Annotated in this window: 7 protein-coding genes and 1 pseudogene; 5 read left to right on the forward strand and 3 right to left on the reverse strand. The window is 54.7% G+C overall.

Translation table 11 applies throughout. From position 1 onward, the window contains the following. Window positions 1-131: 131 nt before the first annotated feature. Together F8S13_27505 and F8S13_27510 are read right to left on the reverse strand one after the other, a co-directional pair. Window positions 132-428, reverse strand: a pseudogene (locus F8S13_27505) (bacteriocin-protection protein). A gap of 227 nt (window positions 429-655) precedes the next feature. Continuing rightward, the gene (locus tag F8S13_27510; protein KAB8139579.1) at window positions 656-1,051 is read right to left on the reverse strand and encodes a hypothetical protein; all 396 of its coding nucleotides are present in this window, start codon (window positions 1,049-1,051) and stop codon (window positions 656-658) included. A gap of 183 nt (window positions 1,052-1,234) precedes the next feature. Here F8S13_27510 and F8S13_27515 point away from each other — a divergent pair, with 183 nt between their 5' ends. Beyond that, window positions 1,235-1,480: a hypothetical protein gene (locus F8S13_27515; GenBank protein KAB8139585.1), complete on the forward strand. Its 246-nt coding sequence runs from the start codon at window positions 1,235-1,237 to the stop codon at window positions 1,478-1,480. Between the two features lie 513 nt (window positions 1,481-1,993). On the opposite strand, the gene F8S13_27520 is transcribed toward F8S13_27515, so the two are convergent. Continuing rightward, complete coding sequence (locus F8S13_27520; GenBank protein KAB8139580.1) at window positions 1,994-2,878, reverse strand: class I SAM-dependent methyltransferase; 885 nt, start codon at window positions 2,876-2,878, stop codon at window positions 1,994-1,996. 586 nt (window positions 2,879-3,464) lie between these two features. On the opposite strand from F8S13_27520, the gene F8S13_27525 reads away from it, so the two are divergent. From F8S13_27525 to F8S13_27540, 4 genes are all read left to right on the forward strand, one after another. After that, window positions 3,465-3,674 (forward strand): hypothetical protein, encoded by a 210-nt coding sequence (locus F8S13_27525; protein KAB8139581.1) that lies wholly within the window; start codon window positions 3,465-3,467, stop codon window positions 3,672-3,674. Between the two features lie 300 nt (window positions 3,675-3,974). Beyond that, on the forward strand, window positions 3,975-4,580 hold the full coding sequence (locus F8S13_27530; protein KAB8139582.1) for a hypothetical protein: 606 nt from the start codon (window positions 3,975-3,977) through the stop codon (window positions 4,578-4,580). Window positions 4,581-4,604: 24 nt separating this feature from the next. Beyond that, window positions 4,605-5,126 carry a DUF3592 domain-containing protein gene (locus tag F8S13_27535; protein KAB8139583.1) on the forward strand — a complete coding sequence of 174 codons (522 nt, stop codon included), beginning with the start codon at window positions 4,605-4,607 and terminating at the stop codon, window positions 5,124-5,126. A 36-nt stretch (window positions 5,127-5,162) separates the two neighbouring features. Next, a partial coding sequence (locus F8S13_27540; GenBank protein KAB8139584.1) for a hypothetical protein occupies window positions 5,163-5,595 on the forward strand: 433 nt, incomplete at its 3' end.

Genomic DNA, 5,595 nt, shown 5'->3' on the forward strand with positions numbered 1-5,595 from the left:
CATGATGGTATGATAGCGGGGCGAGGGGGGCATAACGACTCCATAGGGTATGGTTTGGGTTGGCACGCAAAGCATACCCGTTTTGCGCGTTCTGTCCACCTCGCCACAAAAGTGACACCTGTTGAGGCCTCTAGCTCCTGCACGCGCGCGATATTCACCGCGCTCCAGCTGCTGGTGGGCTTGCGCGGCGTAAAGCGGATGGTGTAGCTGCGCTCATCGAGCGACTTGCGCACGCCATCGATCCACCCGTAGCATAGCGCCACGTCCACCGACTCGGGCCACGTGATGCTCGGCTGCCCGCTGCCTTTTTTGTAGAAGCCGATCACTACCTCCCTGCATTCGGCGTGGTGCTGCGCCATCCACGCGCGGAACTCCGCAGGGGTGGCAAAAAACAGCGGCTGGGGCTTCTGCCCGTCGTCTAGGGGCATCTGTTTGGTTCCTCCTACTTGCGCTGGCCAGCGCGGGGTAGTGGCGCTGCTGCGTAATGCTGGCGCTGGGGCGTGCTGGCGCTTCCCTTTCTTGCACAGAGCATAGCATGGTTGTGCTGCTCTGTACACCTTGCCCTAGGGCTGATCGAGGGTCTATTGCAACAGCACACCCGCCGGTGCCCAAACCAGCGGGTGTGCTGCGAGGAGAGAGGGATTTTTATTGATGCCTACGTCGTAGGCGTAGAGTCAGTGGGCGTCTCCTCGTCATCCGTATTGCGGCGCGCAGCCCGCTTGTAGTCGCCCAGCGGCTTGATGCCGACCGTCAGCAGGATGTTCGAGTCGCGCCCGTAGGATGCGATCAGCTGCGACTTAGTGCGCATCAGCGCCTCATGGCGTATCTGCGCCCGCCCTAGCAGCATATTCCGCGCGGCCTCAAGCGCCTTTTCCAGCGCAGTGATCTCGTCGAGGCTTTCTTGCACGTCGACGTTCATGGTGCGCAGCTCTTCCAGGGTGGGCAGGCCAGGGGGCGGGGTGTACGTGCCGATCTGCAGGATGCCCTCGATGATGTCACGCTCGTCGTTAAGCTGAACTTGGGTGAAGCTCTTGCGCAGAGGAACCGCCATGTGTCTTTCCTTTCAAGATGAATGGAGCTGAAAGACCGACGTCCGATCTGTAGGTATAGTAGCGTGGATACTGTCAGGTGTTATAGGCAAAACGATATCGAATGTGCACTTTTTTTGAAACAGTGTTTAAATTGTGTTAATGGGGAATGCCGGTATTTTAAGAGTGAAAGTAGCAGTTAGTATATTAAGGGCTTGCCACAGTGCGCTAAACTTTCATGTGGTCGGGCGGATGAAGTGTTGGGTCGGGCGGATGAAGCGTTGGGTCGGGCGGATGAAGCGTTGGGTCGGGCGGATGAAGTGTTGGGTCGGGCGGATGAAGTGTTGGGTCGGGCGGATGAAGCGTTGGGTCGGGCGGATGAAGCGTTGGGTCGGGCGGATGAAGCGTTGGGTCGGGCGGATGAAGCGTTGGGTCGGGCGGATGAAGCGTAAGCTATGCCTGTTTTGCTCCCCAGGTTGCCGATTGTGATGATTATGCCACCTGGCAGCGGTATGCGACGTGCCGGAATAAGCCTACAATAGCGCCAGCCGATTATTGTATTGGGTAGGGCAAGAAAAGAGACATATTGTTCAATTGCTTGGCTAACCGATTTACTGGCAAATATGGTCCAGACGTTGTGGCGCAATGTGCACACAGCTGCGCCATACCTGGGAGCTGCAGTGGCGACCCATCGATATGCTGCGATAACCTCTAACGGAACCACGCTGCTTTTCTTGGCCCGCATGAGGTGCGTGATGATCTTGCAATCAAGACACTGCTTTGCGCCAGGCCAGCACTGTTGCCGTACATATGCCGGGCGGCGTGATGGGTAGCACCATCATTGCTGCTACCTGACCCTACGCCGCCTCCTGATTCTATGCGCAGCCTTGTGCACCGCTTGTGGTGCGATCTATAGCTGCTCGCTTGCCGACAAGAGCCTGATCGTTGCAGGACGGCTCTGGCTTCTAAAAGATGCTAGCGCTTTTGACTGCAATTGAGTGAAGCTCGGTGCCTAGCGAGAGCTTGATCACAAGGTGAGGCGCAAGTTTTTGCCTAGCAATCTGTAGGAAAGTTTTCCTTGCCTGGAGCGCCAGTGGGTTCTGCCCAGCATGAAAGAGATTGTCATGAACATCTTGGCTGGTATGCAGCGTGTAGGGGTTAAATCCGGTTTTCCTTAGAAGGTAGAGCATTGACTTCATGTTGAAGAGAAATAAGTGCTCGGATGGGCTGATAAGCGACCAGTGTTTTTGAAATATTTTTCGCGAGATGCTATCAAAATTTGGAGTTGAGATGATCACCGCGCCTCCGATTCTGAGGATGCGGTTTATCTCCTGCATAATGCGCAGCGGATCAGGGACATGCTCGATAGTATCTTGTAGGATGACCACATCAAAATAGTCATCGGGGAACTCGGAGTCAAATAGATCTCCTTGAAAGATGTCAATATCAAAGTGCTTTTTTGCGTATGCTGGCCCATATGAGGAGATCTCTACTCCATGAACCTTCCAGTTGTGCTTCTTGGCTTGGCTTAGGAATAAGCCCGCGCCTGCGCCGATGTCAAGAATATTCCCACTCTGATAGAACAGCTCAAGCGGCTTTATCTCGCTGGAGAAACGAGCGCTGAGCGGCTCAAGGTTTGGGGTCTCGGGGTTTATTCCATAAGAAGGAAGATACTCTTGCTCAAACCAATTTTTGGAGTACCTTCCAAGAATATCTTCCTGCTTTGGCTGGGGCGAGGTAAATATTACCGTGCAGCGCCTGCACTGATACATGGTCAGGCTAAACTTATGATATTTTTGAGATACATGCGTGCTATCACATACCGGGCAAGTAGTCGCCTGGCGATTCATTTGATAGTTCCCCTTTGCTATGAAAGGTGTGCTGACCAAAATTACCAGAGATACCTGGATATGAAGCTGGGCCTAGCTTGTGAGAAATAACCGTGCTGCGCCATATCTGATGCTGTGGTGAGTAAGCAAGATGGCTGTTATTTATACATCTACCCCCTGTCAAATCTGCCCTGTTAAAAAAAGACAGTTATTGAAAGAGCGCCTTTTCTCTGTATCGGTGGTACGATGCGATGTTTAGTAATTCAGCTAGCATGCTTTGGCTCGTCCGCAATTATACGTAGGTTACTTTACTTGGTCAAACGAGGGATCGATCTTTTTGAAGCGTGGGCGAATAACGCCTTTGCTTAGGTGATAGACGAGGTGGGTGCCATTGCGCCATGATATATAGCTTTGACTATGAACTGAGGAGTCGGATATGACATCATCAGATATTTTCTAACCACAAAACTGGATGGTCAATTACTCAAAGATACATTGCTTGAATGTTGTGTGTAGGTGGAAGTATTGATAATAGCGTTTTGTGATCTACGGTATGCAATTTTACAGTAGCCGAAGCATTATTTAGAGATAGATCGGGACCAAGGTTATGTGTATTCTGCGCCCGTATGGCTACCGCGTGCTGCTCAAGGAGCAGGTGGACATGGCGAAGGCGCTGTGGTGGGAGGCGCACACGCTGGTGCCGAGCCTGGAGGATGCGGCGGCGGTGCTGAATGAGTGGCTGGCACAGGGCTGGGGGCGCGAGCAGGTGCTAGAGGGTGCGGCGTGGCGGCGCGGAGCGGCGGCGGATGGGGCGTAGGATGTATATGGGAGGAGATATGCAATTGTATCTGCCAATAGACTATGCGTCTATTGTAACAACATGGCGATATGAAGGCATTGAAGGTGCTAGCCGCATTCGAAGCTATGCCGATCTGCTCCGTGTGATAGATGGTGCATGGGAAACGCGCCATCTGATGGTTCTAGAGTCGATTACCGCTTGTGCGAACCAATTGCTCGCGGTTTGGCATCGTTTGTCACAGCACCCATTTCTCCATGAAATGAAATAGATGGCAGCACCTTTATCGCTTTTCTTATAGAGCATGGGGCTGAATGTTGTATGCTGCTGGATTGTATCCGCGCCGATACGCGCCAGCTACGGGATGATGTAGCCCCTCTGCTCAAGAGTGATACGCTTCGCATCTTGCTCGGTCTTGTGCAGCTTGCCGATATGGCTATGCTGCACTGGTCGCGTATCAACGCGCATATTCGTGCGGTCAGCTTGCCGATACGCAGACAGCAGATAGCACTGGATACGCTGTGTGCCAAAGTTGAGCGGCGGCTCGCTCTGGTTGATATTGCGCTGCGCGTGACGCTTCCAAGCTACCCAATCTTTCTTGCGGGCGACCCGCAGCTTTTGGAAGATGCGCTTTGCCTTGCGCTGCTCTCCCTTGATTCTTACTGGGATCTGAATAGAGCTATATCGCTGATTGCTGATATAGAAGATGGCAGTGTGATGCTTCAGTGTGTGACTGTGTGCCCGTACAGGATACAGTTTGATGATCCCATCTGGCCTGGCAGCTTTATCTCAACCGCTGAGCTGATCATCCGGCTGCACGGCGGCGAGCTTAGGGCAGTCGCACAAGATGAGCAAACTGCTATTGTGAGCACTATCTGTCTCCCGCAGGCTCGCGCTGGCCAAATGCCATCTGCGGCGGGCGTTTAAATTGATGTTGGACCAGTGGGATCGATGGCTATGCGGGAGGGATGGAACATGGGCCGAGGCAAACAGCGGCAGTCCACCGCCGACGGAGAGAGCTGGGCAGCGCGCCACTTCGTGCTGATCATCCTTGGGGCCTTTATGCTGGTCGGGATTATCCTGCTGGTGGTGGCTGGGCTGATGGCGTCGAACGCTAGGGCTGTGCTCGACCGTGAGCGGAGCGCGCGCGGGCGCGTGGTGGATGTGGAGCAGCGCTACGACTCTGAGGATGATCCATATCTTGCGTTTGTGGTTGAGTTTCTGCTGCCGAGTGAGGAGATGCAGCGGTCGGAGATGTATGGTAGCAGCAACCCGCCTGCCTACGCTATCGGCGATAGCGTGGATATTCGCTACGACCCGCTGTTTCCAGAGGCGGTGCGACTGGATGGGCCGGGGAGCGCGGCGACGGAATGGGTTGGGCCGGTGCTGCTTGGGCTGATAGGCGCGGGCTTTACGGCGGCCCCGCTGCTGGCGCTGCTGGCCATCCGCCCCAGATCGTGGCGCGACCTGTGAGGCAGCGAGGACTGACCGAGCGAAAGCGAGAGGACGATGAAGCAACCGCTTAACCCGCCATGTCGGCTGCACGCGCTGTTTGCGCGCGAGGCGGATGTGGCCGTTATTTTTCGGCGCGGGCCGACGAAGTGGACGCAGCTGATCGCATGGGATACCAAGGCTGATACGCTAACCTATGGTCAGTGGTTCAAAGGGCGCATCTACGAGAAGCGCTGCGATCTCTCGCCAGATGGCTCGAAGCTGATCTACTTTGCAGCAAAGTACTGCCGCCCTGCTCTGCGCAGCACTGCCTACACCGAAACCTGGACGGCGGTGAGCAGGCCGCCTTACCTCACGGCGCTTGCCCCTCAACAGGTGTCACTTTTGTGGCGAGGTGGACAGAACGCGCAAAACGGGTATGCTTTGCGTGCCAACCCAAACCATACCCTATGGAGTCGTTATGCCCCCCTCGCCCCGCTATCATACCATC

This window comes from Chloroflexia bacterium SDU3-3 (assembly GCA_009268125.1).
Lineage (GTDB): Bacteria > Chloroflexota > Chloroflexia > Chloroflexales > Roseiflexaceae > SDU3-3.